At 67.5% G+C, this 25,178-nt stretch carries 20 protein-coding genes and 4 tRNA genes; 18 read left to right on the top strand and 6 right to left on the bottom strand.

The features are described from left to right. The first annotated feature begins 74 nt into the window (after positions 1-74). Both L3V85_RS25710 and L3V85_RS25705 read left to right on the top strand, forming a co-directional pair. On the top strand, positions 75-731 hold the full coding sequence (locus L3V85_RS25710) for a response regulator (RefSeq protein WP_237675500.1): 657 nt from the start codon (positions 75-77) through the stop codon (positions 729-731). Continuing rightward, positions 728-2,113: a HAMP domain-containing sensor histidine kinase gene (locus tag L3V85_RS25705; protein ID WP_237675499.1), complete on the top strand. Its 1,386-nt coding sequence runs from the start codon at positions 728-730 to the stop codon at positions 2,111-2,113. Before L3V85_RS25710 ends, L3V85_RS25705 begins: the two co-directional genes overlap by 4 nt. 27 nt (positions 2,114-2,140) lie before the next feature. Here the strand turns inward: L3V85_RS25705 and L3V85_RS25700 are convergent, their stop codons facing one another. From L3V85_RS25700 to L3V85_RS25680, 5 genes are all read right to left on the bottom strand, one after another. After that, positions 2,141-2,965, bottom strand: a complete 825-nt coding sequence (locus tag L3V85_RS25700) for a hypothetical protein (protein ID WP_237675498.1) — start codon at positions 2,963-2,965, stop codon at positions 2,141-2,143. Positions 2,966-3,047: 82 nt separating this feature from the next. Beyond that, positions 3,048-3,578, bottom strand: a complete 531-nt coding sequence (locus L3V85_RS25695) for an Lrp/AsnC family transcriptional regulator (RefSeq protein ID WP_237675497.1) — start codon at positions 3,576-3,578, stop codon at positions 3,048-3,050. 101 nt (positions 3,579-3,679) lie between these two features. Beyond that, positions 3,680-6,733, bottom strand: coding sequence for an efflux RND transporter permease subunit (locus L3V85_RS25690; protein WP_237675496.1), 3,054 nt, complete (start codon positions 6,731-6,733; stop codon positions 3,680-3,682). Next, positions 6,730-7,842 carry an efflux RND transporter periplasmic adaptor subunit gene (locus L3V85_RS25685; protein WP_237675495.1) on the bottom strand — a complete coding sequence of 371 codons (1,113 nt, stop codon included), beginning with the start codon at positions 7,840-7,842 and terminating at the stop codon, positions 6,730-6,732. Before L3V85_RS25685 ends, L3V85_RS25690 begins: the two co-directional genes overlap by 4 nt. Beyond that, complete coding sequence (locus tag L3V85_RS25680; protein WP_237675494.1) at positions 7,839-9,224, bottom strand: TolC family protein; 1,386 nt, start codon at positions 9,222-9,224, stop codon at positions 7,839-7,841. The genes L3V85_RS25685 and L3V85_RS25680 overlap by 4 nt, the downstream gene beginning before the upstream one ends. 126 nt (positions 9,225-9,350) lie before the next feature. Here L3V85_RS25680 and L3V85_RS25675 point away from each other — a divergent pair, with 126 nt between their 5' ends. The 5 genes from L3V85_RS25675 (at position 9,351) to L3V85_RS25655 (ending at position 16,625) form a co-directional block, all read left to right on the top strand. Continuing rightward, positions 9,351-9,941 carry a phosphatase PAP2 family protein gene (locus L3V85_RS25675; protein ID WP_237675493.1) on the top strand — a complete coding sequence of 197 codons (591 nt, stop codon included), beginning with the start codon at positions 9,351-9,353 and terminating at the stop codon, positions 9,939-9,941. A gap of 13 nt (positions 9,942-9,954) precedes the next feature. Continuing rightward, positions 9,955-10,611 carry a response regulator gene (locus L3V85_RS25670; RefSeq protein ID WP_237675492.1) on the top strand — a complete coding sequence of 219 codons (657 nt, stop codon included), beginning with the start codon at positions 9,955-9,957 and terminating at the stop codon, positions 10,609-10,611. A 2-nt stretch (positions 10,612-10,613) separates the two neighbouring features. After that, on the top strand, positions 10,614-11,966 hold the full coding sequence (locus L3V85_RS25665) for an ATP-binding protein (protein WP_237675491.1): 1,353 nt from the start codon (positions 10,614-10,616) through the stop codon (positions 11,964-11,966). A 49-nt stretch (positions 11,967-12,015) separates the two neighbouring features. Further along, entirely contained in the window at positions 12,016-12,885 is an 870-nt protein-coding gene (locus L3V85_RS25660; protein ID WP_237675490.1) for a hypothetical protein, read from the top strand. Positions 12,886-13,013: 128 nt separating this feature from the next. Further along, positions 13,014-16,625 (top strand): indolepyruvate ferredoxin oxidoreductase family protein, encoded by a 3,612-nt coding sequence (locus L3V85_RS25655; protein WP_237675489.1) that lies wholly within the window; start codon positions 13,014-13,016, stop codon positions 16,623-16,625. A 9-nt stretch (positions 16,626-16,634) separates the two neighbouring features. Here L3V85_RS25655 and L3V85_RS25650 read toward each other — a convergent pair whose 3' ends face one another. Beyond that, positions 16,635-17,588 carry a phosphate acetyltransferase gene (locus L3V85_RS25650; RefSeq protein ID WP_237675488.1) on the bottom strand — a complete coding sequence of 318 codons (954 nt, stop codon included), beginning with the start codon at positions 17,586-17,588 and terminating at the stop codon, positions 16,635-16,637. A 132-nt stretch (positions 17,589-17,720) separates the two neighbouring features. On the opposite strand from L3V85_RS25650, the gene L3V85_RS25645 reads away from it, so the two are divergent. The 11 genes from L3V85_RS25645 to L3V85_RS25595 all read left to right on the top strand — a co-directional run bounded on the left by L3V85_RS25645 (position 17,721) and on the right by L3V85_RS25595 (position 25,143). After that, entirely contained in the window at positions 17,721-17,930 is a 210-nt protein-coding gene (locus L3V85_RS25645; RefSeq protein ID WP_237675487.1) for a hypothetical protein, read from the top strand. Positions 17,931-18,143: 213 nt separating this feature from the next. Further along, positions 18,144-18,220, top strand: a tRNA-Leu gene (locus tag L3V85_RS25640). A 22-nt stretch (positions 18,221-18,242) separates the two neighbouring features. Then, positions 18,243-18,320: transfer RNA gene (locus L3V85_RS25635), tRNA-Pro, on the top strand. Positions 18,321-18,456: 136 nt separating this feature from the next. Then, positions 18,457-18,532, top strand: a tRNA-Asp gene (locus tag L3V85_RS25630). Positions 18,533-18,542: 10 nt separating this feature from the next. After that, a tRNA-Cys gene (locus tag L3V85_RS25625) sits at positions 18,543-18,616 on the top strand. 62 nt (positions 18,617-18,678) lie between these two features. After that, the gene (locus L3V85_RS25620) at positions 18,679-19,395 is read left to right on the top strand and encodes an SIR2 family NAD-dependent protein deacylase (protein WP_237675486.1); all 717 of its coding nucleotides are present in this window, start codon (positions 18,679-18,681) and stop codon (positions 19,393-19,395) included. A gap of 192 nt (positions 19,396-19,587) precedes the next feature. Then, positions 19,588-21,633, top strand: coding sequence for a type VI secretion system Vgr family protein (locus tag L3V85_RS25615; protein ID WP_237675485.1), 2,046 nt, complete (start codon positions 19,588-19,590; stop codon positions 21,631-21,633). 22 nt (positions 21,634-21,655) lie between these two features. Continuing rightward, positions 21,656-23,293, top strand: a complete 1,638-nt coding sequence (locus tag L3V85_RS25610) for a DUF4150 domain-containing protein (RefSeq protein ID WP_237675484.1) — start codon at positions 21,656-21,658, stop codon at positions 23,291-23,293. Between the two features lie 15 nt (positions 23,294-23,308). Continuing rightward, complete coding sequence (locus tag L3V85_RS25605; RefSeq protein WP_237675483.1) at positions 23,309-24,295, top strand: hypothetical protein; 987 nt, start codon at positions 23,309-23,311, stop codon at positions 24,293-24,295. Positions 24,296-24,301: 6 nt separating this feature from the next. Next, positions 24,302-24,841 (top strand): hypothetical protein, encoded by a 540-nt coding sequence (locus L3V85_RS25600; RefSeq protein WP_237675482.1) that lies wholly within the window; start codon positions 24,302-24,304, stop codon positions 24,839-24,841. After that, a complete protein-coding gene (locus L3V85_RS25595) occupies positions 24,838-25,143 on the top strand; it encodes a sulfurtransferase TusA family protein (RefSeq protein WP_237675481.1) in 306 nt (101 codons plus the stop codon). The genes L3V85_RS25600 and L3V85_RS25595 overlap by 4 nt, the downstream gene beginning before the upstream one ends. Positions 25,144-25,178: the final 35 nt, after the last annotated feature.

Below are 25,178 nucleotides of genomic sequence, written 5' to 3'. Positions count from 1 at the left end.
AGAACGGGAAGAGGCCGCATTGTTCGACAGCCAACCTTTGGCGATGCTTAAGGTTCCGGCCGGACAATCCGGCCATGCATCTGTTGCTCATCGAAGACGACCTGGACCTCGGTCGCGCCCTCTCGCAGGCCCTGAAGGCCGAGGGTTTCAGCATCGAGTGGCTGCGCCGCATTGCCGACGCGCCGCGCTCTTTCGAAGGCGACGCCTGCGGCTGCGTGCTGCTCGACGTGAGCCTGCCCGACGGCTCGGGCCTGCAGTTGCTGTCGCGCTGGCGCCGTGCGGGCGTGACGGTGCCCATCGTGGTCATTACCGCGCGTTCGGCGCTCGAGGACCGCCTGGCCGGGCTCGACGGCGGTGCGGACGACTACGTGGTGAAGCCATTCGCCACGCCCGAGCTGGTGGCGCGCATCCACGCCGTGCGCCGGCGCTATGCCCATCAGGCGAGCGACGTGTGGTCGTTCGGTGAACTGGACATCGAGCCGCGCAGCCATGTGGTGAGACTCGCCGGTGCCGCGCTCGACCTGTCGCCACGCGAGTTCCAGCTGCTGCTGGAGCTGGCGCGCGAGCCCGGTGCCGTGATACCGAAGGGCTCGCTGTCGCAGCGCCTCGACCCGCTGGGCGAGCCGGTGGACTTCGGCGCGATCGAGGTGCATGTGTCCAACCTGCGCCGCAAGATCGGCGCCGAGCGTATCAAGACCGTGCGCGGCGTCGGCTACATGCTCGCGTCATGAACTGGCTGCTTCGCCGCAGCCTGGTTCGGCGCGTGGCGCTGTCGCTGCTGCTCGCCTTCACGCTGGCATGGCTCGCGGTGGTCGTCTATCTGTACGTGAGTTTCCGGCTGACCATGCACACCGACTCGGGTGTGGTGCGGGTGGGCCGTGAACTCAACACCACGCTCGCCGAGATCCAGCGCGAGGACGTGGCCGCGGCGGTGATCGACGCGCTGGCGCGGCAGATCAACGCCATGCGCGTTGCCGAGGCCGATCTGCCGGGCGACGTGGTCTTCATGCTTCGGAACCGCGAAGGAAAGCTGCTGTACGAGTCGCCCGGCATCGCGGGGCGGACCTTGCGCGGCGAGCCCGACCGCATGGTCGACGCGGTGGTCGAGAACCAGCGCTACTGGCTGTACGAAGGGCGCAGCGAGCGATGGACGGTGTGGGTGGCCGAGCCGAACGGCGGGCTTTCCTGGGTGCTGATGTTCATCGGCAGCTCGATCTTCATGCCCTTCCTGATCGCGTTTCCGTTCGTGCTGGCGCCGGTGTGGATTGCCGCCGCCCAGGGCCTGAAGCCGTTGCGCGTGCTCGGAGAGCGCATCGACACGCGCAGCGCGGAAGACCTGTCGCCGCTGGGCTTCGAGCCGCGCCATGCGGAGCTGGTGCCGCTGGTGAAGGCGATCGAGGGGCTGCTCGCGCAGTTGCGCGGCAAGGTGGAGCGCGAGCGCTCCTTCGTCAACGACGCGGCGCACGAGTTGCGTACGCCGCTCGCGGTGATCGGCGCGCAGGCCCATGTGCTGGCGCGGTCTTCCGATCCGCGCGAGCGTGAAGAGGCAGCCCGGCATCTCACGCATGCCATCGCGCGCGGCTCGCACCTGATCCAGCAACTGCTGGAGCTTGCGACCATGGACGGTGGCGAGCGCCCCGCCGTTCAGCGCATCGATGTTGCCGAACTGATGCGGCATCACCTTGCGCAAGCCTCGAAGGACGCCGATGCGCGGCGGCTGGAGCTGGTGCTGGAGTCGCCCGACAGCCTGGCTTTCGATCTGCCGGTGCCGCTGTTCGAATCGGTGTTGCGCAACCTGCTCGACAACGCCCTGAAATATGTCGACGCGGGCGGCCAGATCGTCGTGACGCTGCGGCAATCGGCGGACGGGCTGCTGCTGTCGGTGGTCGACAACGGGCCGGGTATTCCGCGCGAGGAGCATGCGCTGGTGTTCGAGCGCTTCCATCGCGGCGCCGGCACGTCGACGCAGGGCACGGGCCTGGGCCTGGCCATTGCGCGGCAGGCCTGCCAGCGCATGGGCGGCACCGTCGAGCTGGCGCATGGGCCGGGCGGCCGCGGGTGCGCGTTCACTGTGCTGGTGCCACGCCGGCCGATGGCGGAACTGCGCGGCTGAAGTCGAAGCCAGCCGGGCGATGCAGCCTTACTTGCGCACCGGCTCGCGTATCGCGGCCCGCGCGAGCCGCCATGCCGCGAACAGGAACACCAGCGGCAGCACGATGGTCTGCAGCACGAAGAGGGCGATGAGCTTCACGATGCGCTCGGCCCAGTCGGAGGCAGACTTCAGGATCTGTTCGTAGGTGGCCTTCAGGTCGGGCAGCTTGGGCAGCCAGCGCTCGATGCGGTCGCGCCAGCCCTCCTGCGCCGCCGGGGCTTCCTTGGTGGCGTCGACCACGGCGGCCGGCGACTGCTCGATGCCCGACAGCGCGGCCTGGTAGTCGTTGGCCATGAAGGCGCGGTAGAGGCCTTCGTTTGCCACCGCCGCCAGCGGCACCGCGAAGCGCACCAGCAGAAGGCCGATCAGCGCCGACTGCAGCCAGCGCGGCGAACTGCCGCGCCGCCAGCGCCACGCGATCCACGCCAGCGCCACGCCGCACACCAAGTAAGACATCAGGTGATGCGCGCCGATGTTCAGCAGCACCAGCTGGATGCCGAAAGACACGCTGGCCGCCAGCATCACCGCCGCGAATTGCTCGATGAGCTCGTTCAGCGGTTTCAGCGCCTGCCCCGGCGCGAAGCTCACGCCCACGCCGCCCGGTGTCGCGTCGACCTGCGTGCCCTGTGCCACCGACACCACCGCGCCCAGCGCGCGCGCCGCCGCAAAGGTGGTCAGCGCGCGCTTGAGACCGTCGTTGACCTGGGCGCGCGCGGGAGCGTCGATGGGCGCGACCCAGCAGCCGACGAACACCAGCACGGCGATGAGCAGGAGATAGGCGCGTTGCAGCAGGAGGGGCTTGGGCAGGGGCATGGTCGAGACGCGGTCGGGGCGAGGGATGCGGTCATTCTCCACACGGCCGCCGGCACGCCACGCCGATACCCTTGGGCGGCGTCTAGCTTCTGCGCGAGCCCGTGGCGCGCGGCTTGCCTGGCGTGCCCGGCAGCAGGTGGTCCAGCGGCAGCGCGGTTTCGGACTTGATCTCGCGCAGAACGATGCTCGAGCGCACATGCGTCACGCCGGGCAGGCTGAACAGCACCTCGTGCAGGAAGCGTTCGTAGTGCTTCATGTCGGGCACGGTCACGTTGAGGATGTAGTCCGCCGGCCCGGTGGCCGACACGCAGCGGATGATCTGCGGGCTCGCGGCCACCGCCTCTTCGAAGCGCTGCACCATCGCTTCGCTGTGGCGGTCGAGGTTCACCTCGGCCACGGCCGACACATGCAGGCCGACCTGCTCCGGGTCGACCAGCGTGGTGTAGCCGCGAATGACGCCGGCGGCCTCCATGTCCTTGATGCGCTTCCAGCAGGGCGTGGGCGACAGCCCGATGGTCTCGGAAATCTGCTGCACGGTCTGCCGGCCGTCATGCTGCAGGGCAGAAAGAATCTTGAGGCAATGCTCATCAAGGGAAACAGAACCAACGTTCATGGCGATTTTCGAGAAGATTGTTCTTCAAACAAGCGGCGAAGCTAGTGTATTGAAGAAGCGCTTCCGCAGTGTGTCGCCGAACGAATCAGGGGTATCCGCGCCTATCGCGCTTTTTCGATCCACGCATACAGCGTCGGCATGAAGAAAAGCACCAGCGGCAACTGCACCACCAGCCCCGAGATGATCGCCACGGCAAGTGGCTGCTGCATTTCCGAGCCCGCGCCGATGGCAAGTGCCAGCGGCAGCAGCGTGAGGATGGCGGCGAGCGTCGTCATGGCGATCGGCCTCGCGCGGAACTGGCCGGCGCCCACCAGGCTGCGGCGCAGGTCGCGGCCCGGGCGGTGGCGCTGCCGCTGCTCGGAGAAATAGAACACCGCCACCTCGGTCACGATGCCGATGATCATGGTCATGCCCATCATGGCCGAGATGTTGAGCTCGATGCCCGTGAGCCAGAGCCCGATGAAGACGGCCGACACCGACAGCAGCGAGGTGCACAGGATCGAAGCCGCCACGGCGAAGCTCTCGTAAAGGAACAGCAGCAGCAGGAACACCAGCGCCGCCGCCGCCGCGAACACGGTCATGAGGCCCTTGAACGCGATCTGCTGTTGCTGGTAGAGACCGCCGAGCTCGTAGTAGACGCCGCCGGGCAAGGCGCCGCCGGCCGCGAGCGTCTGCTTGACGTCCTGCACCACCGACCCCAGGTCGCGCCCCTCGATGCGGCCCGTGACGGCGATCATCGACTTGAGGTTTTCGCGCGTGATCTGCGGCTGCCCGCTCAGTGTTTCGAAGGTGGCGATCCGGCGCAGCGGCACCAGGTGGCCGTCGGGCGCGCGCAGCGGCAGGTCGTCGAGCTGCGCCTGCGTCGCCCGGCTGCCCGCCGGCGTCCAGACCCGCACGCCGACGATCTTGGTCTCCTGCGCATACGAGGTGGCGACCGAGCCTGCCAGCGCCGTCTGCAGCGCCCGCGTCACCTGGTCGGGGTCGAGCCCTTCGACCGCCGCGGCGACCCGGTCCACGTGCACCGCGATGGCGTCACCGGCCGGATTGATGCCCGAGCGCACCTCGACCAGCCCGGGCACCTTGGCGATACGCTGCGCCACCTGCTCGGCCGCGCCCGGCAGCAGCTTCGGGTCGGCCGCGAACAGCTTCACTTCGACCGGCTGGGGCACCGCCGTCAGGTCGCCGATCAGGTCTTCCATCAACTGCGCGAGCTCCACGTTGACGCCCGGCACCTGGTGTTCGACGCGGTTGCGCACGTCCTGCATCACTTCCTGCACCGGCCGCCGCCTGCCCGGCTTGAGGCGGATGAAGAAGTCGCCCTGGTTGGTCTCGCTGAGCCCCCCGCCCAGGCCGGTGGCGGTGCGGCGGGAGTAGGTTTGCACTTCGGGCGTGGCGCGCACGATGGCCTCCACCTGCCGCAGCAGCCGGTCGGTTTCCGACAGCGCCGTGCCCGGCGGCGTGCGGTAGTCGAGGATGAAGCCGCCTTCGTCCATCGACGGCATGAAGCCAGTGCCCACCTGCCTGAAAGCGAAGCCGCCCGCGCCGAGCAGCAGCGCCACGCACACGACGAGCACCCAGGGCCGAGCGATGCAGCGCACGAGCCAATGCCGATAGCGCAGCTTGAACCAGCGCGTGACGCGGTCGTCCCGCGCCGGCCTGTGCTGCCTGCCGAGCAGGAAGTGCGCAAGCAGCGGCACTGCCAGCCAGGTGACGAGGAACGAGATCGCCAGCGCCGAGGCCATCGTGAGCGACAGCGCCTTGAAGAACGCGCCCGTCACCCCCGACAAAAACGCGAGCGGCGCGAAGATCACCAGCGTGGCCGCGCTCGAGCCCGCGAGCGGGCGCAGGAATTCCATCGCGGCGTCGACCACGCCCAGGCGCGCGCCCGCGGCGCCCCCACTGGAGTCGGCCGTTTCGGCCAACCGGCGCTCGATGTGCTCGATCATCACGATCGCGTCGTCGATCACCAGTCCCACGGCCGCCGCCATGCCGCCCAGCGTCATGATGTTGAAGCTCATGCCCAGCAATTGCAGGACGACGATGGTGATGGCCAGCACGGCAGGCACCACCACCACGGCGATGGCGGTCACGCGCAGGTTGCGCAGGAAGACCACCAGCACCAGCGCGGCGAGCACCACGCCGATCAGAATGGCATCGCGCACGCTGCTGGCCGAAGCCGTCACCAGTTCGCTCTGGTCGTACCAGTTGGCCACATGCACGTCTTTCGGCAACTGGGGCGCGAAGCCGTCGAGCGCGGCCTTGACGTCGGCCGCGATCTGCACGCTGTTGCTGCCCGGCTGCTGCCGGATCGACAGCAGCACCGCATCCCGCCCGTCGGCCGTCACGCGCTGCCACTCGGGCGTGGTCGATCGCGCGACGCTGGCCACGTCGCCGATGCGCACCACGCCATTGGCGCCGTTGGCCACCACGGTCTGGCGCACGTCTTCGACGCCGGCCAGCCGCGTGTCGGCCAGCACCAGGTAGAGCTTGTAGTGGTCTTCCAGGCGGCCGGTGGCGCTCAGCGAGTTGCCGGCCGCGAGCGCCTTGGACAGGTCGTCCATCGACAGCCCGTAAGCCTGCAGCCGGCGTGGATCGGCCGTGACGCGCACCTCTTCCGACGCGCCGCCCTGCACCTGCACCGTGGCCACGCCCGCTATGCCCGACAGCAGCGGCCGCAGCTGGTAGCTCGCAAGGTCGCGCAGCGCGGTCGGCGACAGGCTCGCGGAGGTCAGGCTGTAGGCAATGATGGGGAACACCGTCGGGTCCATGCGCCGCGCCGCGACGCGCGTGCCGGGCGGCAACTGCGCCTGGATCTGCGCCACCGCCGCGTTGACCTGCAGCGTGGCGGCCGCCATGTCGGTGCCCCAGTCGAAGCTCACGGAAACCTCGGCGCTGCCGCGGCTGGTGGTCGAGCGCACGTTGGTCACGCCGGCGATGCTGCGCACCGCTTCCTCGACCGGCCGCGTGACCTGCAGCTCCATCTGGTTCGCGGGCTGGTCACCGGCGTCCAGCGACAGCGACACCCGCGGGAACTGCACCGTCGGAAAAAGCGACACCGGCAGCCTGAACGCGGCGAGCGCGCCGGCCAGCGCCAGCAGCGCCACCAGGAACAGCACGGAACGGCGATGCGCGGACAGCCATGCCGCCGCCTTCACTTGGCACCCTCCCGGACCTTCATGCCTTCCTTGAGCTCGTAGTTGCCGACCGACACGACGGGCAGCGCCGCGTCGATGGCGCCGTCGACGGCAACCTGCCCGTGCACCTCGGCGCGCGGCTGAACGCTCACGCGATGCGCCATGCCGTCGCGCACCTGGTAGATGTAGTCGCCCTGGTCGTCGTTGAGCACCGCCAGGCGCGGCACCAGCCAGCCGTCGACGCTGCCGGTGGAAATACCGGCCTGCACGCGCATGCCGAGCACCAGCGAACCCGCCGACGCGGCGGGCACCTGCACCACGGCGTTGACCAGCTGGGTCTTCGGATCGACCAGGTCCTGCAGGCTCGCGACGCGGCCCTGCGCCACCTGTGCCTGGGCCGGGTTGCCGTCGCCCGTTCGGGAGGGCAGGGCCGTCAGGCTGACGTCGTCGCCGACGTGCACCGCCGCGCGCCGCACCGGTTCGATACCGAGGTTGACGCGCAGCATGTCGACGCGCCCGAGCTGAAGGATCGGCGCGTTGGCCGCGAGCCGGTCGCCAAGCGCCGCGCCGATGCTCATCACCACGCCGTCGAAGGGCGCCGTCACGGCCGTTTCGCCGGCACCCGCGCCGGTCTTGCGCAGCGCGTCGAGCGCGGCTTGGGCGTCCTGCTCGGTCTTGCGGGCGGCCTCGACCTGCGACACTGTCGCCAGCTGCAGCTTGAAAAGCGCCTGCACGCGCTGGCTCTCGCCCTGCGCGAGCCTCAATGCGTTCTGCGCGCCGAGGTAGCCGGTCTCCGAGGCCGGATCGCCAGCCACGCGAGCCAGCACCGCGCCCTTGCGAACGCGCTGGCCCACCACCACCGGCAACGCCACCAGTTGGCCCGCGCGCGGAAGGCTCATCGACTCGGACTGGGCCGGCGCGACGTCCCCCCATGCCGTCACGCTGACAGGCACGCGGGTGCGAACGGCGGCAACGGACGCGATGCTGGCCACCACGTCCTGCGCGGGCTGGCTGGCGGCGGTCTTGCCCGCGGCGCCGGTCTTGAGCATCAGCGCCGCGCCGCCCGCGAGCAGCACGCCGGCCGCCACGGCGGCGGCAGTGACCCGGCGGGAAAATCGATTCTTCTTCATGCGTGTTCCTTGGAGGCGGGCTCGTAGCCGCCGGTAAGCGTGAGCAGGCCGACGCGCTGCTCCTGGATGGCCTGCATCGCATCGATGCGTTCGCCTTGTTTCGCGAGCAGCGCGGTCTCGGCGCTCGCGAGTGCGAGCGCGTCCGCGTTGCCTGCCTGCCATGCCGAGCGCACCCGCCGCACGCCGCCTTCGAGTTGAACGATGGCGGCTTCGACGTCGGCAAGCTGGCGAAGGCTGATCGCCTGCTCGGCGGTGATGCGCGCGATGTCGGTCACGCCCGCGTTCAGGCGCTGCTGGTATTCGGCGCGCAGCTTGTCGCGCGTTGCGTTCTGCACGGCGATCTCTCCTCGGTTGCCGTTCAAGATCGGCAGGCCCAGCGTGATGCCGAAGCCGCGCGTGAAGGTGTTGCTGGTGTCGCGCGAGCGTTGCACGCCGAGCGTGAGTGCGGGGAACTGGCCGAGCAGCGCCACGCGCAGGCGTGCGTCCTGCGCGGCATAGCCCTCGCGCAGCGCCGCGATGTCGGGGCGCGCGGCGAGCCGGCCGTCGGCATGGGCGCGCACCGATTCGGTGTCGAACGCGGGCAGCGACGCTCGGCCCTGCAGGCGCAGCGCGGTGTCGGGCGAGAGGCCCAGCAGGGCATGCAGGTCGCTGTCGGCCTGGTTGGTCTGGCGCTCGAGGTCGTGCAGTTGGCGTTCGACATCCTGCAAGGCCGCAAGGTGAGGCGTCACCGCGTCGGCGGTGAGCAGGCCGGCCGCGAGCGCCTCGGCGGTACGGCGGTAGCGGTCGGCCATGAGCGCGCGAGTGCGCTCGAGCAGGTCGTGCCGCTGGTGTGCGGCATCGAGTCGCACGAACAGCAGCCGCGCCTGCGCGATCACCTGCCATTCCTGCCACAGCAGGTTGCCGCGCACTTGCCGGGCGTCGGCGCTGGCGGCCTCCGCGGTGGCCGCGTGCGTGATCAGCGCATTGATGGCGTAACTTGCCCCCGCGACAAAGGCGCTCGTGATGCCGGCGCCCGTCACGTCGGGAAAGTCCCGCGTGAGGCTGACTTGCGGGTCGGGCAGCAGCCGCGCGGCAAAAGCCTGCGCGGCCGACACGCTGGCCGCGCTGCGCGCGATGCGCAGGTCGGGGTTGTTGACCACCGCGAGCGTGGCGACCTCGTCGAAGTCGAGCCCGTCGGTCGCGTCGAACGGCCGCGCTGCAAGCATTGGCAGCGCGCCGTCGATGCCGTCCAGGCGTGCCTGGGGCACGGTCGCCGGAAACGAGGGCGCATCGGGCAGCGGCGCGCCGCGATAGGTGGCGCAGCCGCCGAGCGCCACGCTCAACGCGAGCGCGGCGAGCAGCGGTGTGCGGGGAAGGTGGGGGTGATGTGAAGAGGCTGTCATGTCGATCCGTCGTGCCCGCAGCTTCCCCGTCCGCGACTTATCGAAGCCTTAAGGTGCCGCGTCGCGCAGGGATTCGAGGGGCTTAAGTCCGCGTTAAGTGACGCGCCGCGAACATGCGGCCCCTGCATGAACTTCGACAACATCCATCTCTTCGAGTTGATCAACGCCGGCGCGCAACCCGCCTGGACCACGCTGGCGCTCGCGCACGTCGTGGCGCAGTGGCTCGTGCTGGTCGTGCCGGTGGCCTGGCTCGTGCTCTGGGTGCGCGGCGGCCGAGCGGTGCGGCAGGACCTCGTGCACGTTGCCGTGGCCGCCGCGCTGGCCCTCGGCATCGCGCAACTCGTGGGCCTGGCATTGCCGACGCCGCGACCGTTCGCCCTGCACCTGGGGCACCAGTACCTCGCGCATGCCGACGATCCGGGCCTGCCGAGCGACCATGTCACGCTGCTGTGGAGCCTGGCCTTCGCGGCCCTGGGCACGGCGCGCGGTTCCTGGCTGGTGTTCCCGCTGCTGGGGGCGGGGCTGCTGACGGGCTGGGCGCGGGTCTATCTGGGCGTGCACTTTCCGCTCGACGTGGTGGGCGCGCTGCCGGTCGCGGCGGCCGGTGCCGGGCTGGCGCTGGTGCTGCGGCCCGCGCTGGAAGCATGGAGCAAACCGCTCTGGGCGCGCTACGATGCATGCGAGCGCGCGGCGCTCCGCTTGTTGCACCTGGACTGAGGCTTCATCACCCATGCGTCTGCTACTCGTCGAGGACGACCCCATGATCGGCAAGGCGGTGCGCCAGGGGCTGCTCAATGCCGGCTTCGCGGTCGACTGGGTGCACGACGGCGCGGCCGCGGAGCTCGCGTTGCGCGACGCGGCCTACGACCTCGCCGTGCTCGACCTGGGGCTGCCCGTGAAGGACGGCATGGCGCTGCTGGAGAGCATGCGGCGCCAGGGCAACCACCTGCCGGTGCTCGTGGTGACCGCGCGCGACGCGGTCGCCGCGCGCATCGCCGGCCTCAATGCCGGTGCCGACGACTACCTGGTCAAGCCCTTCGACATGGACGAACTCGTGGCGCGCGCGCGTGCGCTGATCCGGCGCCGCGCGGGCAGCGGTTCGTCGCAGCTGGTGGCCGGCGACCTGGTGCTCGATCCGCTGCGCCGCACCGTCACGCAGGCCGGCGCGCCGGTGTCGCTGTCGGCGCGCGAGTTCGCGCTGCTCGAAACATTGATGCAGCGCCCGGGGACCGTGCTGTCGAAAGAGAAGCTCGAGGAATCGATGTACGGCTGGGGCGAGGAGGTCGGCAGCAATGCGGTCGAGGTGCACCTGCACTACCTGCGCAAGAAGCTCGGCGCCTCGGCCATCGTCAACGTGCGCGGCGTGGGCTACCGCGTCGCGGACTGACCTTGCGCTCGCTCAGACGCGGACTGCTGCAATGGACGCTGGGCGCGCTCGCGTTCGGCTCGGTCCTGCTGGTGCTCGTGAGCTATGTGTTCGTGCTCGACGAGATGAACGAAGTGCTCGACGCCAACCTGCGCGAGGTCGCGACTTCGGTGGCGCGCTTTCACGCGAGCGGCCAGTTGCTGGCGGTGACGCCCGCGCGGCCGCCCGGCGAGCCCGGGCCCGACCAGGGCGACCTGGTCACGCGCGTCTGGCGGCGCGACGGCAGCGCCTTGGACGGCCCCGACAGCGCCTATGCATTTCCCTTTCTGCCGGAGCCCGGCGCGCGCCGGCTGATGCTGGACGGCGTCGAATGGCGCGGCTTCACGGTGGTCGACGAACGCTTCGTGGTGCTGGCCGCGCAGCGCACGGCGGCGCGCCAGCAGATGGCGGTCGAAGCCGCCTCCAAGCTGCTCGTGCCGCTGCTGCTGCTCGCGCTGCTGATCGCGGCGCTGCTGGTGATCGCGCTGCGCCGCGGGCTGGTGCCGCTCGGCGAGGCCACGGCGCAGATCGCGCAACGCAGCGCGCTGACGCTGGAGCCGATCGACGGCGCCGAGATGCCCGGCGAGCTGCGTCCCCTGGTGGGCGCGTTCAACGGACTGATGAAACGGGTTGCCGACGCATTCACCACGCAGCAGCAGTTCATTGCCGACGCGGCGCACGAGTTGCGCTCCCCCGTGACCGCGGTGCGGCTGCAGATCGATCTGTTCGAGCAGGCGCGCGATGCATCGGAGCGTGCGGCCGCGCTGAGCGATGCGCGCGAGGGCATGGACCGGCTGCAGCGGCTGGTCGAACAGCTTCTGCAGCTTTCGCGCGCCGCGCCCGACGCCATCGAGGAACGGGGCCTGCAGCGCGAGCCGGTCGACCTCGACCGGCTGGTGCTCGATACCGTGTCGGCGTTCGCCCGTACCGCGTCGCTGCGGCGGATCGACCTGGGCGCCGAGGCGCGTTCGAAGGCGAGCGTCGACGCGGACCCGCACGAGTTGCAGGTGGTGCTCAACAACCTGGTGCGCAATGCGTTGCACTACGTGCCGGCCGGCGGCCGGGTCGACGTCGGCGCGTCGTTGGCCGACGACGGCCTGCCGATGCTGTGGGTCGGCGACGACGGCCCCGGTATCGCGATGGCCGAGCGGGAGCGCGTGTTCGACCGCTTCTACCGAGGCGCCGGCGAACATGTGCGCGAGGGCGACCCGTCGGGCAGCGGGCTCGGACTGGCCATCGTCAAGGCCCTGGGCAGGCGCAATGGCGCGAGCGTCTCGCTGCACGACGGCCCGGGCGGCACCGGGCTGACGGTGCGCGTGCTATTCGATGGAGGTTGAGGACGGGGTTAAGTGCTTCTTAAGTCATGGGCCCCGACACTGCGGAAACATGCATGCCTTGCACAACCTCTTCCTGCGCGGTGCCGCCGCTATGGCGCTGATTCTTGCCGCGGTGCTCGCGGCTCCCGTGGCGCATGCATCCGATGCAGATGCGTTGTCGGCCAGGCTTCTCATACTGCGAGAGCAACTGGACCGTTCGCCGCTGAAGCGCCCGGTGCTGCTGCACGCGAGCGACACGGCGCACGGGCTTCAGGGCGAGGTGTATGCCATCGTCGACCATCCGATGGCGACCATTTCCGCCTCGCTCGGCAAGCCCGAGGCGTGGTGCGGCGCCATGCTGCTGCATATCAACAACCGCGCATGCAGCGTTGCATCGAACGGATCCGGCGCACCCGTGATCTTGCTGAGCGTGGTGCGAAAGTACGACCGGCCGGTCGACAGCGCCTTTCAGCTGGCCTTCGACTTCCGCGTGTCCGAGGCTTCGCCGCGGCACATGCTGCTGACGCTCGATGCGGCGCGGGGGCCCCTGGGCACCAGCAACTACCGCATCGTGTTCGAGGCGGTGCCGGTCGACGCGACGCACAGCTTCCTGCATTTCTCGTACGCCTACGACGAGAGCGTGTTGACGGCGGCGGCCATGCAGGCCTACCTGGCGACATTCGGCCATTCCAAGGTCGGGTTCACCGTCGCGGGAAAGACGCCCGACGGCGAGACCGACTACATCCGGGGCACGCACGGCCTGCTCGAACGCAATGCCATGCGCTACTTCCTCGCCGTGGAGGCATTTCTTGCCGCGCCCGATGCGACCGGCCGCCGCAGCGCCTGGTATGCCGCCAACGAGAAATACCCCAGGCAGTTGCATGAGGTGGATCGCGCGACCTACCTCGAACTCAAGGCGGCCGACGAACGCCGCCAATGAAAACTTGTCGTCCGGGAAGTAAAAAACACAGTTATTGGCTTGTTTCGAGAGGATTCTTCTCCAAACAAGGGTCTGTGCTAGTGCATTGAAGAAGCACTTCCGCAGGGGGGCGCAGAACAATTCCGGGCATGAACGCCCCACACAACGCGACCGCACTCAGACGGCCCGGCTACCAGCTTTCCGACAACCTCTGGGCCCCCTCGGGCTCGGTCTTCATCACCGGCACCCAGGCGCTGATCCGCGTGCTGGTGATGCAGGGCTGGCGCGACGCCGCGCGCGGCCTGCATACCCAGGGCTTCGTCAGCGGCTACCGCGGCTCGCCGCTGGGCATGGTCGACCAGGCCATCTGGAAGGCGGGCGAGCGCTTCAAGGAGACCGGCATCCGTTTCGTGCCGGCGGTGAACGAAGAGCTCGCGGCCACGCAGGTGCTGGGCACGCAGCGCGTCGAGTCCGACCCCGAGCGCACCGTCGACGGCGTGTTCGCCATGTGGTACGGCAAGGGCCCGGGCGTGGACCGCGCGGGCGACGCGCTCAAGCACGGCAACGCCTATGGCTCGTCGCCGCACGGCGGCGTGCTGGTGGTGGCAGGCGACGACCACGGCTGCGTGTCGTCGTCGATGCCGCACCAGAGCGACCATGCCTTCATGGCCTGGCGCATGCCGGTCATGCAGCCCTCGTGCGTGGCCGAGTACCTGGAGTTCGGGCTCTATGGCTACGAACTGTCGCGCTATTCGGGCGCGTGGGTCGGCATGGCGGCGCTGTCGGAAGTGGTCGAGAGCGCCGGCACCGTGGACCTGGACGTGGTCAACGCGCGCGTGCAGGCCTGGGAAGACGCCGACACCGTGCGCGCCGCCACCGGCCATCAGGCGCCGGCCGACGGCCTGCACTACCGCTGGCCCGACCTGCCGTCGCTGCGCATCGAATCGCGGCTCGAAGACAAGCTCGCGGCCGTGGCCGCCTTCACCAGGCGCAACAGCATCGACCGCGACGTGATCGTGAGCGAGCACGCCAAGGTGGGCATCGTCACCTGCGGCAAGGCGCACCACGACCTGATGGAAGTGCTGCGCCGGCTCGAACTCTCGCCGGAGCAGCTCGCGCGCGCAGGCGTGCGGCTCTACAAGATCGGCCTGAGCTTTCCCGTCGAGCAGACGCGTATCAAGGCCTTTGCCAAGGGGCTCGAAGAGATCCTCATCGTCGAGGAGAAGGGCGCCGTGGTCGAGACGCAGCTGCGCGACATCTTCTACAACGCGCCCGCCGATGCGCGGCCCGTGCTCGTGGGCAAGCACGACCGCGCGGGGCAGCCGCTGGTGTCGGCCCTCGGCGAGCTGCGGCCTTCGCGGCTCATCGAGCTGGTCGCGCACTGGCTGGCCGTGCACTTCCCCGACAACCGCGACCTGGGCGACCACCTGCAGCATGTGCGCGACTTCACGCCGCCCGAGCTGCTCGGCAACGCGAGCGATGCCGTGAAGCGCCTGCCTTACTTCTGCGCGGGCTGCCCGCACAACACCAGCACCAAAGTGCCCGAGGGCTCCACCGCCCGCGCCGGCATCGGCTGCCACTTCATGGCCAACTGGATGGACCGCAGCACGGCGGGACTGATCCAGATGGGCGGCGAGGGCGTGGACTGGATCTCGCACGCCATGTTCACGAAGACGCCGCACGTGTTCCAGAACCTGGGCGACGGCACCTACTACCACTCGGGCTACCTCGCGATCCGCCAGGCGGTGGCGGCCAAGGCCACGCTCACCTACAAGATCCTGTTCAACGACGCGGTCGCCATGACCGGCGGCCAGCCGGTGGACGGCGTGATCAGCGTGGACGCCATCGCGCGGCAGGTGGAGTCGGAGGGCGTCAGCAAGGTGGTGGTGGTGAGCGACGCCATCGGCAAGTACGACGACATCAAGGGCCGCTTTCCGCAGGGCACCGAGTTCCACGACCGCGCCGCGCTCGACGACGTGCAGCGCCGCCTGCGCGAGATGCAGGGCGTGACCGTGCTGATCTACGAACAGACCTGCGCCGCCGAGAAGCGCCGCCGCCGCAAGAAGGGCGAGATGGCCGATCCGCCCAAGCGCCTGTTCATCAACGAGGCGGTGTGCGAAGGCTGCGGCGACTGCACCGTGCAGAGCAACTGCGTGGCCGTGCTGCCGCACGAAACGCCAATGGGCCGCAAGCGCAAGATCGACCAGACCAGCTGCAACAAGGACTATTCCTGCGCCAAGGGCTTCTGCCCCAGCTTCGTGGGCGTGACCGGCGGCAAGCTGCGCCGCAAGAGCGGCGCGCTGGCGGCGGGCCGCGACGCCTTCCTGCACCGGGTGGCGGCCTTGCAGCATCCGGCCGCGCATGCATGGAACGCGCCCTACGACCTGCTCGTGACCGGCGTGGGCGGCACCGGCGTGGTGACGGTCGGCGCGGTGATCGCGATGGCCGCGCACCTGGAAGGCAAGGCCGCCAGCGTGCTCGACTTCATGGGCTTCGCGCAGAAGGGCGGCTCGGTGCTGAGCTTCGTGCGGCTGGCCGATTCGCGCGAGCGGCTGCACCAGGTGCGCATCGACACGCAGCAGGCCGATGCCATCCTGGCCTGCGACGTGGTGGTGGGCGCGTCGGCCGATGCGCTGCAGACCGTACGGCACGGCCGCACGCGGGTGCTCGCGAACATCCACGAGATTCCGGTGGCCGAGTCGCTGCGCAACCCGGACGCCGACCTGCACGTGGACCTGCTACTGGAGAAGATGCGCTTCGTTGCCGGCGAAGAACAGGTCGAGACCTTCGATGCGCAGAGCCTGGCGGAAGAGTTCCTCGGCGACACGCTGGCGGCGAACATCGTCGCGACCGGCTATGCATGGCAGCGCGGGCTGGTGCCGCTGAGCCTGGAAGCGCTGATGCATGCGATCGAACTCAACGGCGTGGCGGTGGCCGCGAACCAGTCGGCGTTCTCGCTGGGCCGGTTGGCCGCGGGCGACCCTGCGGCACTCGACCAGCTGCGCGCCGCGCCGGCCGCCGATGCGCAGTCATCGCAGGCCGACGAACGGCCGCTCGACATGCTGATCGCCGATGCGCGCCGCCATTTGACCGGCTACCAGAACGCCGCCTGGGCCGATCGCTTCGAGAAGCGCATCCGCGGCCTGCAGGCGCGCGAAGCGGCGCTGCAGGGCGGTGACTCGAGCCTGCCGTTCACGCGCAATGCTGCGCGCAGCCTGCTGAAGCTCATGAGCTACAAGGACGAGTACGAAGTGGCGCGCCTCTACACCGACGGCGCGTTCCTGAAGAAGCTCTCGGAGCAATTCGAAGGCGAGCTGAAGCTCGAATTCCACATGGCGCCGCCCGTGGTGGCGCGTGGATCGCATGGGCGCGCGCCCGCAAAGATCCGCGTCGGCAGCTGGATGCTTCCCGCGATGCGCTGGCTCGCACACGGCAAGCGCCTGCGCGGCACCGCGTTCGACCCCTTCGGTCGCACCGGGGAGCGGCGCGCCGAGCGCGAGCTGATCTCGCACTTCGACGGGTTGTTCGATGCGATGGCCGGCGAGCTGTCGGCCGACAACCAGTCGCTGGCAGCGCGCATTGCCGCGCTGCCGATGTCGATCCGCGGCTTTGGCCACGTCAAGCTCGCGAACCTCGAAGCTGCGCAGGTGCGGGAGGCCGAGTTGCTGCACCGCTTTGCGCCGTCGCGCTATCCGAAGCCGGCGTCCGCGCCGGGCGCGGGGCAGATCCGGGGCATTGCCATCGTGGCCGGCGCGCGCTGACGCGGCCCTTCAGCCGACTGCCTTGATGAGCTTGTCGCGGCCTGCCTTGGCGAGCATGGATGCGACCGCGCACGATGCGAGCCGGGCCGATTCGGAATCGGCGCGGCTCGTGAGGATCACCGGCACCTTCGTGCCCAGCACGATGCCCGCCGCATAGGCGCCGCCGAGGAAGGTCAGACTCTTCGCGAGCATGTTGCCGGCATCGAGGTCCGGCACGATCAGCACGTTGGCGCGGCCCGCCACCGGTGAGGCGATGCCCTTGATGCGCGCGGCCTCGGCGTCGATGGCGTTGTCCATGGCCAGCGGGCCATCGAGCACCGCGCCGGTGATCTGGCCCCGGTCTGCCATCTTGCACAGCACGGCGGCATCGAGCGTGGACGGCACCTTCGGGTTGACCGTCTCCGTCGCGGACAGTATGGCCACGCGCACCGCGGGCATCTGCAGCGCGTGCGCCAGATCGATCGCGTTCTGCACGATGTCGACCTTCTCTTCGAGCGTGGGGGCGATGTTGATGGCCGCGTCCGAGATGATCAGCGGCTGCACATGGCCCGGCACGTCCATCACGAAGCAATGGCTGATGCGGCGCGAAGTGCGCAGGCCGCCTTCGCGGCGCACCACAGCGCCCATCAGCTCGTCTGTGTGCAGGCTGCCTTTCATCAGGGCATCGACCTCGCCGCGCAAGGCCATCGCGACCGCCGCATCGGCCGCGGCATGGCTGTGCGGCGCATCGACGATGGCGATGTTCGAGAGATCGATGCCGACCTCTTGCGCAGCCGCTTCGATCTTCGCGCGCGGGCCGACCAGCGTCGGTGCGATGAGGCCCAGCGCGGCGGACGCAAAGGCCGCCTCCAGCGACACGGCATTGGCCGGATGAACCACCGCGACGCGCAACGGCGGCAAGCCGCGCGCTGCGGCGATCAGACGGTCGTAGTGCGGGTGTGCAGCGAGAGACGAAGACGCCATGCGGGCTCCTGGAAATGAACGAGGGCTGAAGTACTGCCGCAACAGTACTTCAAAAAAAAGTTGATCACAGTTGTTGACGGTTGAGTAAAGACTATTTACAGTCCAACCCACTCAACGCCAACAGCACACATCGTGAACACCGCAAAGATCCGCATCTACAGCACCTGCCCCGCATCGGGCAACGTGTTCGTGCGTGTCGCGTCGCATGCGGGTGCCGGCCTGAGCCTGCTGCCGTCGCTGCGGCAACTCGAACAGAACCCGAACCTCGTGCAGCAGCCGCAAGCCAATCCGTGGCCGTGCGATTGCGAGGATCGAATGCAACCGGGTGGAGGGCGCGCGTAGGCGCAGACCTCCCAAGCTCTCTTCAGCAGAGGCCCGGACACCGCAAGGTTTCGGGCCTTTTGCTTTTTTCATTCACCACTTTTTTCTCAGGCAGTGATCGCGCTGCATGGCACGGGGCCAAGGCTCCGTGAACGCTCTTTAAAAAATCGCGAGCATCGAGGCGAAGCCGGCCACTGGAGCGGCTGCCGCCTCACGCACATACATCGTGCATCAGCCCCGGTGACGCAATTGGTAGACGTGTCCGCCTTAGAAGCGGAATTCTGGGAGTTCGAGTCTCCCCTGGGGCACCAAATTTTCTCGGTCCGATTTTCTCTGGGTGTACTGTCAATCTGGTAGACGGCCTGCCTTGGAAGCAGGAGGCTGCAGGTTCAAATCCTGCCACCCAGACCATCTTCCCTTGCGTCTTTTCGTTCGTTCACTCTTTACTGGCCCTTCGCCTAGTGGTCCAAGGCACCGGGTTTTGATCCCGGGATCCAAGGTTCGAATCCTTGAGGGCCTGCCAGTTTTCTTTCTTCTTTTCTTTTTCGCCTCGCTAGCTCAGTGGCCAGAGTGCCTCCCTGTCCAGGAGGAAGCCAGGGGTTCGATTCCCCTGCGGGGCGCCATTCAAGTTCCGGCGCGATAGCAAAGCGGCAATGCAGCGGATTGCAAATCCGCGAAGTCCGGTTCGACTCCGGATCGCGCCTCCATAGATTTCGACCGATCTTCAGCGTCGCCGAATCCTTTCTGGATCAAACTAGTGAGTGAAAAGATGAAACCCGATACCCAACCCGAAAAAATCGTCGTCCTCTCCGGCTCCGGCGTGAGCGCCGAGAGCGGTCTGCCCACGTTCCGCGATGCCAAGGGCTTGTGGAACACCTACGCATGGCAGGAGCTTGCGAGTCCGGAGGGCTGGCGCAAGTACCCCGAGGCGGTGCTCGCCTTCTACAACGAGCGCCGGCAGAAGGCATGGCAGGCGCAGCCGAATGCGGCGCACATGGCCATCGCGTCGCTCGAGCAGGCCTATGAAGTGGTCATCGTCACGCAGAACGTCGATGCGCTCCACGAGCGCGCGGGTTCTCGCAACGTGGTGCACCTGCATGGCCAGCTCGCCTATGTGCGCGGCTCTTCAGGCCCGCAGCCGAAGCGCTATCGCGTCGACGGCGAGCCGATCTCGATGGGACAGCTCTGCGAAGACGGCACGCAACTGCGGCCCGACATCGTGTGGTTCGGCGAATCGGTGGAGAACTTCGACGCGGCCGAGGCGCATGTGGAAAGCGCGTCGCGCGTGCTGGTGGTGGGCACTTCGCTCACCGTGAATCCCGCCGCTTCGCTGGTGCGGTATGCACGGCGCTCGGCGCAGAAGGTGCTGGTTGCGCTCGACATGGAGGCCGTGCCTCATGGCTTCACCTTTCTGCAGGGCAAGGCCACAGACGTGGTGCCTGCATTGGTGGCGAGCTGGCTCGACGAGGCCGGCACGGCCACCTGACACCTGCTGCACTGTTCCAACTCCCAAGCCCGTCATCGTGTCGATGACGGGCTTTTTTAATTCGTTCTTCTTCTATTTCATTTTCATCAATCGAAGCCACAAAGAAAAAGCGCCCACTTCAATCGATTTGTCACAGTTCAGGTCGAACATGGTCTTCGGCCGACATCGAATTGAAATTTCAGGGAGAACGTCATGGCAACGGGCACCGTGGAGTCAGGCCGCACGCTGCGGATTTCATCCTCCGCCATGCCATCGCTCGGCGGCGAGCCGGCGCTGGAGCCGGTGCGCATCGAAGGAGACGAAGGGCTGAGCCGTTTGTTCCGCTATACGCTCACACTGGCCACGCCGGAGCAGAGCGGTTACAGCGGCCGGCAGGCGGCCAACGTCGCCATCAAGCAGCTGGTTGGCGAAGTCCTGACGGTGCATATCCGGCTCGACGGCCGGCCCGGCGCGGGGGGCTCGCAGCGGCATATCTCGGGGCTGGTGACGCGCGTGCGTTTTCTGCGGCTCGAGAATCGGCGCGCGCTCTACGAGGCCGTCATCGAACCCTGGCTCACGCTGGCCACGCGTACCAACGACTTCCGGATCTTCCAGAACCAGACCGTGCTCGCGATTCTTTCGCAGACGCTGGGCAAGTACGATTTTCCGTTCGAGATCTGCGCCTCGCAGAACTACCCGCCGCGCGAATTCCAGGTGCAGTACGGCGAGAGCGACCACGACTTCATGGCCCGGCTGATGCACGAGTGGGGCCTGTACTACTACTTCGAGCACGCTGAAGGCGCACACAAGCTCGTGGTGGTGGACGACATGGCCGCGCACAAGCCATTCGCCAACGCCGCCTACGAGACGATTCCCTTCCACGCCGCCGAAGACACCGTGCGCGAGGAGCATTGCGACAGCTTCAACGCCTGCGAAGCGCTGCAAAGCGGCCGCTGGGTCACGAGCGACTTCGATTTCACCCGGCCCAAGGCCGACCTGCAGCAGGTCAGCGCCATGCCGCGCAAGACGGCGCAGAACACCCTGGAGCGCTACGGCTGGCCGGGCGACTACGCGGTCGAGTCCGAAGGTGAGCAGCTCGTGCGCACGCGCATGGAAGAAGTCGGCAGCCAAGGCGAGCGCGCCAGCGGCTCGGGCAACCTGCGCGCCGTAGTGCCGGGTTGCCTGATCACGCTCGAGCGGCATCCGCAGAGCGAATCCAACCGCCAGTACCTCGTGACCGACGCACGCCTGCACATGCAGGAGCCCGGCGAGGCCAGCGGCCAGGAGGTTTTCGAATGCCGGGTGGACTTCGACGTGATCTCGTCGGGCAAGGTCTTTCGCGCACCCGCGCCCAATGCACCGCGCCCGCGAACCTCGGGCCCGCAGACGGCCATCGTCACCGGCCCGGCCGGGCGCGAGATCTGGACCGACCAGTACGGCCGCGTGAAGCTCAGCTTTCACTGGAACCGCTACTGCACCAAGGACGAGAACAGTTCCTGCTGGGTGCGCGTGTCATCGCCCTGGGCCGGCACCAACTTCGGCGGCATCCAGATACCGCGCATCGGGCAGGAGGTGATCGTCGACTTCGAGAACGGCGACCCCGACCGGCCCATCGTGACCGGGCGCGTCTACAACGCCGACAACATGCCGCCCTGGACACTGCCCGACAACGCGACGCAAAGCGGCCTGCTCACGCGCAGTTCGGAGGGCGCGACGGACGCCAATGCCAACGCGCTTCGCTTCGAGGACAAGAAGGGGCAGGAGCAGGTGTGGCTGCACGCCGAGCGCAACCAGGACATCGAGGTCGAGCGCGACGAAACCCACTGGGTCGGCCACGACCGCAGCAAGACCATCGACCACGACGAGACCGTGCATGTGAAGCACGACCGCACGGAGACGGTCGGCCATGACGAAACCATCACCATCGGCAACAACCGGATGGAGACGATCAAGGCCAACGAGCTGCTGACGGTGCTGCAGAACATGAACCGCTTCGTCGCGCTCACTTCGTCGGAGGAGGTCGGCATCGCCAAGACATCGCTGGTCGGACTGACGCAGACGGTGGCCGTAGGCAAGAGCAAGAACGAAACCATCGGCGAAGACTTTTCGCTCGATGTCGGCGAGAAGCTGGTCATCACCGTGGGCAAGAGCCGGCTCGAGATGACGAAAGACGGCCAGGTGACGCTCACCGGCGCCAAGTTCGACTTCCGCGCCACCGGTGCGGTGCGGATCAACGGCAAGGTCATCGACCTTTGCTGAGGCGGCGACGAAAAGCCTGCTCATGGCGCTGAACCCCAAAGCTGGTGCATCGGCATCCATTCCTGGCACGTCGGGTAATTCTCCACTTTCGGGATTGGGGACAGGGCGGATAGCGCGTGTAGCTGTCATCCTGGGCAAGCCGGCACCGCCAACGCCTGCCAGTGTTGCACCGCCTGAGGCCGGCCGTGACGTGGGAAAGGCGATCGTGGTGTGCACCGCGCCCGACGTCTGCAAGACGCCGATCGGTTCGTCGACGCCGCCCATCCCTTACCAGATCACCGGCGCACTCGGCGATGACGCCAATACCTCGCAGAACGTTTATCTCACAGGACTCAAGGCATTCAAGTTCGACAGCGTGGTCACCCACGTCACCGGCGATGAGCCGGGCACGGCTACCGGCATCCAGTCGGGGACGGTGGGCGACATCGCGGAGCCGAAGACGGCTTCCACCGTCGTGCGTGTCAACGGCCAGTGGCTGGTGCGCGACGGCGACACCTTCTGGATGAACAAGCGCAACACCGTCGGCGAGCTGATCTACAAGAAGGATGGTGGCAACTACTGGCCGCCTGAGGATGGCGGCGGCATCGACGACAGCGAAGCAGAGACGCTGCTGGCCAGGGCACAGGCCGACAAGGCGGTGATCGAATACTACGAATCGGACAAGGAGAAGACGGGGAGGGCCCGGATCATGAGTGCCGCGAGCACCGCGAGTTTCGGCTCGCTGTTGCGCACAGCGCTCGACGAGCAGCCGGTCAGGTTGGCTTTTCTCGATACCAGCCCCAAAGGTCCCATCGTGACCGATGCGCCGACATGGCGCCCCCCGGTCGCCATGCCTCGCACGAAAGTTCCTGCGCCGACAGGCAAGGGAGGAAAAGGGGCCGGATGGATCGGGGTGATCCTCCTGCTCAAGCCCATTGGAGACCACGTCGAAGCCGCCTACGACGCGCGCGGCGTTCTGGAAGGCATCGACCCGCAGAACCCTCAGGAACAGGCCATCTACGATCAGGCTCTGGAGCAGCTCACGGCCTACAAGGAAGGGCGCCTCAACAGCAGCTTCTTGTGGATCCCGGAGTACAGGGCATTCGACGCCGAGGTCCGCACGTCGGTGAAACGACAGATCGAAGAACTGCGTGCGCGCCCGCAGCAGCAGCAGACGACCACCGCGCCGGCAATGACACCAGAGACCGGTGGTGGCGGAGGCAAGGACGGTGGACGCATCACAGGCAACAAGGACGAATGCGAACCCGAGCCTTACGACGAGAATCAGTGTTCGGAGGGAGAGGCCGCGCACCACATCATTCCGGACTTCATACTGCGTGTCGGCACGCGCCTGGACCCGGGGGTTCGCATGCCCGGCGCGCCCTCGCTGGGAAAAGGCCCTTCGATCTGCCTGAACAAGGAAGATCACACACAGGTGCATGACAAGATTGCCAAGGGCATGCGTGCAAAGCTCGCAAGCAACGGAACCATTACGCTGAAGGACGTGATGGACGTTGCCATCGACGCTCTCGACCAGGTCAAGCCCGACTGCAAACGCCAGTTCGAGCAGCCGGTGAGAGATGCATTCAAGGACGTTCCTCAGGAAATGCTCGGCCGGGGAATGATGAAGACGAATGCCGAACTGCGCGAGGCGCTGACGCGGATGTGGTCCGGTGAATAAAAGGAAGACGAATACATGGCAATGCAGCCACTGACCCGACCCGGCGCGATGCGGCTTCAGTTCGAAGCGGCGGTTGCTGTTGCGCGCAATCACCTGTTCCTGGCCTGCTCCGACAGCCAGGATCGCTTCAATGACTTCGCCCGCCTCTGCAGATACAGAGAGGGTACGGATCCGGCGTGGCATTTTTTCGACCTGCCGACCACGATCGCCGACGGAACGCGCTTCCAGCAGCGCCAGGGAGCGGAACCCGTTTTCGTCTTTCTTTCCAAGGAAGGCGACGTGATGCATCTGCCGCCAGGCGGCGAAGCCATCACCGAGCGCATCGTGGGCTCGGGCCTGTGGCGCGATGACTCCGAAGGCTGGGGCTACATGACGGCCATCGCTCAGATTGGCGGCCACCTTCACGCTTGCGGCGGCGGCGGTCAGGTCTATCGACGCTCGGAAGCGGGAGCCTGGGGCCATATGGATCTGGGACTGCTGCAAGGCAAAGGTGACAAGGACGACCTGAGCCTCGCAGCCATCGCCGGCCCCAACGCACAGGAGGTCTACGTCGGGGGCTGGCGCTCGAACGTGAACGATGGCGTGCTGTTCTGTGGGAACAAACATGGCTGGACGCCCATGGCATCCGGCTTTGCGTCGATCAGCAGCATTCATGTCGAGAGCGATGATTCGATATGGGCTTGCGGTCGGCGCGGAACCGTTTTGCACGGCAACCGCGTCGATGGATTCAAGGATGTCTCGGAGATCGACGACACCCGAAGCTATGTCGACATCGCCAGCTACGACGGGCAGATTTTCCTTGCGACGGAGACGGGTCTCTATCTCCATGCCAACGGAAAGGCCCAGCGCATCCGCACCGGTCTCGATCCAGACCATTCCGACGGTCATATCCTGCAGGTAGTCGACGGAATGTTGTGGTCCATCGGCTATGCCGACATCGTGCGCTTCGACGGAACGCGTTGGGAGCGCATCGCATTTCCCGGCAATCCACCGATCCGCTGAAGCTCCATGGGCCTGTGGAAGCGTGACATCGATTGGGTGACCGAAGCGTCGCAGCGCATCGGTTGCTGCGGCATCGCGGAATGGTTGCCCGATTTCGCTGCGTGGGCCGAGCTGACACCGGTCGAATGCCCACCGGCGGCGCTTGCCGCAAAGGCAGACTACGCAAGCGTTTCGCGCGGCTTGAAGATCACGTTGCTCCATCCTTTCTCCGAGCGCGTACCTGTCGCCGATCCCCAGGCCTGGGTGCTCTACGACATTCAGATCGATGCCGCCGCAATGCCATTGCCGTTCGGCCTCGATGCTCGCGGCGAAACACCGCAAGGCGCTCGGCGCAAGCTGTCCGACGACACGGCTTTCGGGCGCCCGGTCGACTTGCGCAATGGCAAACACCGCATCGTTCACTACCTGCCCGATGGTCGCGTGGTGGGCGTGGTATTCAAGCCTTCGATGATGGGCATAGAAGGCTTGCATTTGCAGCGCATATTGACCATGCCCGACTTCCGCTCGCTCGGCGCAGCGGGCACGCTTGCGAGCGGCAGACCGTGACGGACCCGCGCGATCATCTCTTCCTGCCTGCGAGGCCTGCGCCGTCTGTACCCGATGGCGCGACCGGCGATGGTCACGGCGAAGCCCTTCATGTCGACACCTGCGGCACGCGCTGCCCCGTGCCGATACTGAGGCTTCGAAAGTCCGTCGGGCGCAGCACGCCGGGGCAGGTTCTTGTGCTCACGACGGACGATCCCACAGCCTTCTCGGACATCTTGCGCGTGCTGCCTTCGCTGCCCGTCCAGTTTCTCTCCACCAGGCGTGAGGATGAACGCATGGTGTTCACCCTGCTGCGACGGTGACTGGCGAGGCCCGGGCGCTTTCTCCCGCTTTCATT

This window comes from Variovorax paradoxus, from assembly GCF_022009635.1.
Taxonomy (GTDB): domain Bacteria; phylum Pseudomonadota; class Gammaproteobacteria; order Burkholderiales; family Burkholderiaceae_C; genus Variovorax.
This window is presented reverse-complemented; position numbering and strand designations above follow the sequence as displayed.

What these genes read in the sequence shown, in the direction of transcription:
- L3V85_RS25710 (WP_237675500.1), top strand. Translation starts at nt 75, where the DNA reads ATGCATCTGTTGCTCATCGAAGACGACCTGGACCTCGGTCGCGCCCTC.
- L3V85_RS25705 (WP_237675499.1), top strand. Translation starts at nt 728, where the DNA reads ATGAACTGGCTGCTTCGCCGCAGCCTGGTTCGGCGCGTGGCGCTGTCG.
- L3V85_RS25700 (WP_237675498.1), bottom strand. Translation starts at nt 2,965, where the DNA reads ATGCCCCTGCCCAAGCCCCTCCTGCTGCAACGCGCCTATCTCCTGCTC.
- L3V85_RS25695 (WP_237675497.1), bottom strand. Translation starts at nt 3,578, where the DNA reads ATGAACGTTGGTTCTGTTTCCCTTGATGAGCATTGCCTCAAGATTCTT.
- L3V85_RS25685 (WP_237675495.1), bottom strand. Translation starts at nt 7,842, where the DNA reads ATGAAGAAGAATCGATTTTCCCGCCGGGTCACTGCCGCCGCCGTGGCG.
- L3V85_RS25680 (WP_237675494.1), bottom strand. Translation starts at nt 9,224, where the DNA reads ATGACAGCCTCTTCACATCACCCCCACCTTCCCCGCACACCGCTGCTC.
- L3V85_RS25675 (WP_237675493.1), top strand. Translation starts at nt 9,351, where the DNA reads ATGAACTTCGACAACATCCATCTCTTCGAGTTGATCAACGCCGGCGCG.
- L3V85_RS25670 (WP_237675492.1), top strand. Translation starts at nt 9,955, where the DNA reads ATGCGTCTGCTACTCGTCGAGGACGACCCCATGATCGGCAAGGCGGTG.
- L3V85_RS25660 (WP_237675490.1), top strand. Translation starts at nt 12,016, where the DNA reads ATGCATGCCTTGCACAACCTCTTCCTGCGCGGTGCCGCCGCTATGGCG.
- L3V85_RS25655 (WP_237675489.1), top strand. Translation starts at nt 13,014, where the DNA reads ATGAACGCCCCACACAACGCGACCGCACTCAGACGGCCCGGCTACCAG.
- L3V85_RS25650 (WP_237675488.1), bottom strand. Translation starts at nt 17,588, where the DNA reads ATGGCGTCTTCGTCTCTCGCTGCACACCCGCACTACGACCGTCTGATC.
- L3V85_RS25620 (WP_237675486.1), top strand. Translation starts at nt 18,679, where the DNA reads ATGAAACCCGATACCCAACCCGAAAAAATCGTCGTCCTCTCCGGCTCC.
- L3V85_RS25615 (WP_237675485.1), top strand. Translation starts at nt 19,588, where the DNA reads ATGGCAACGGGCACCGTGGAGTCAGGCCGCACGCTGCGGATTTCATCC.
- L3V85_RS25610 (WP_237675484.1), top strand. Translation starts at nt 21,656, where the DNA reads ATGGCGCTGAACCCCAAAGCTGGTGCATCGGCATCCATTCCTGGCACG.
- L3V85_RS25605 (WP_237675483.1), top strand. Translation starts at nt 23,309, where the DNA reads ATGGCAATGCAGCCACTGACCCGACCCGGCGCGATGCGGCTTCAGTTC.
- L3V85_RS25600 (WP_237675482.1), top strand. Translation starts at nt 24,302, where the DNA reads ATGGGCCTGTGGAAGCGTGACATCGATTGGGTGACCGAAGCGTCGCAG.